The sequence below is a fragment of the Vibrio sp. M260118 genome (genome assembly GCF_036533755.1).
Taxonomy (GTDB): Bacteria; Pseudomonadota; Gammaproteobacteria; order Enterobacterales; family Vibrionaceae; genus Vibrio.
On the sequence record NZ_JATABG010000532.1, the window covers coordinates 1 to 1,762 of the forward strand.

Below are 1,762 nucleotides of genomic sequence, written 5' to 3' on the forward strand. Positions count from 1 at the left end.
GTTGTAGACCGTGCGACGCGTAAAGTGGTATTCATGGCATCGACTGAAGGTGGTGTTGAAATCGAGAAGGTTGCAGAAGAGACTCCAGAGTTGATTCACAAAGCGGCTATCGATCCACTTGTCGGCCCTCAAGCTTACCAAGGCCGTGAGCTAGCATTCAAGCTAGGTCTTGAAGGCGACCAAATCAAACAATTTGTTAAGATCTTCATGGGTCTTGGCAACATGTTCTCTCAGTACGACCTAGCGCTACTAGAGATTAACCCTCTTGTGATTACTGGTGAAGGTAACTTGTTATGTCTAGACGGTAAGATCAACATCGATTCAAACGCGATGTACCGTCAGCCTAAGCTACGTGAAATGCATGATCCTTCGCAAGAAGATGAGCGCGAAGCGCATGCTGCTCAGTGGGAGCTAAACTACGTAGCACTAGACGGTAACGTTGGCTGTATGGTTAACGGTGCTGGTCTAGCTATGGGTACGATGGATATCGTAAACCTGCATGGCGGTAAGCCAGCTAACTTCCTAGATGTAGGTGGCGGCGCGACTAAAGAGCGTGTAGCAGAAGCATTCAAGATCATCCTATCTGATGACAATGTAAAAGCAGTACTAGTCAACATTTTTGGTGGTATCGTCCGCTGTGACATGATCGCTGAAGGTATTATTGGTGCGGTTAAAGAGGTAGGCGTAAGCGTACCTGTCGTTGTTCGTCTAGAAGGTACTAACGCAGACCTAGGTCGCGAAGTTCTTGCTAATTCTGATGTTGATATCATTGCAGCTGAGTCGCTAACTGACGCAGCTCAGAAAGTTGTTGCTGCTGCGGAGGGCAAATAATGTCTGTACTAATTAATAAAGACACGAAAGTAATCTGTCAGGGTTTCACTGGTGGTCAAGGTACTTTCCACTCTGAGCAAGCGATCGCTTACGGTACGCAAATGGTTGGTGGTGTTTCTCCGGGTAAAGGCGGTCAAACTCACCTTGGTCTTCCTGTATTCAACACAGTACGCGAAGCTGTAGAAGCAACGGGTGCGACTGCAACAGTTATCTACGTTCCAGCTCCTTTCTGTAAAGACGCAATTCTAGAAGCGATTGATGCAGGCATCGAGCTAATCGTAACCATCACTGAAGGTATCCCAACAACAGATATGATCGATGTGAAAGTGAAGCTGGAAGAGACAGGCGTTCGCATGATCGGTCCTAACTGTCCAGGTCTAATCACGCCTGATGAGTGTAAGATCGGTATCATGCCTGGTCACATCCACAAGAAAGGTAAAGTGGGTATCGTTTCTCGCTCTGGTACTCTTACGTACGAAGCAGTTAAGCAGACGACAGATGAAGGTTTCGGTCAGTCTACTTGTGTTGGTATCGGTGGTGACCCGATCCCAGGTTCAAACTTCATCGACATCTTGAAGCTATTCCAAGAAGATCCGGAAACTGAAGCGATCGTAATGATTGGTGAAATCGGTGGTACAGCTGAAGAAGAAGCAGCAGCGTTCATCAAGGAGAACGTCACTAAGCCTGTCGTTTCTTACATCGCGGGTGTTACGGCGCCTCCTGGCAAGCGCATGGGCCACGCGGGTGCAATCATCTCTGGTGGTAAAGGCACGGCGGAAGACAAGTTCGCAGCTCTAGAAGCGGCAGGCGTTAAGACTGTTAAGTCTCTTGCAGACATTGGTCAAGGTCTACGTGAAATCACAGGTTGGTAATCTACCCACATGAATGACAAAGGCTTGGCATTACGCCAAGCCTTTTGTTTTTGTGCGCT

Annotated in this window: 2 protein-coding genes; both read left to right on the forward strand. The window is 47.9% G+C overall.

Annotation, left to right across the window (positions count from 1 at the left end; all coding sequences use genetic code 11):
• The coding region (gene sucC, locus QTO00_RS19230) for an ADP-forming succinate--CoA ligase subunit beta (RefSeq protein WP_331426181.1) at window positions 1–831 on the forward strand (831 nt) is incomplete at its 5' end.
• Entirely contained in the window at window positions 831–1,703 is an 873-nt protein-coding gene (sucD, locus tag QTO00_RS19235; RefSeq protein ID WP_176287268.1) for a succinate--CoA ligase subunit alpha, read from the forward strand. The genes sucC and sucD, both read left to right, overlap by 1 nt.
• Window positions 1,704–1,762 lie beyond the last annotated feature (59 nt).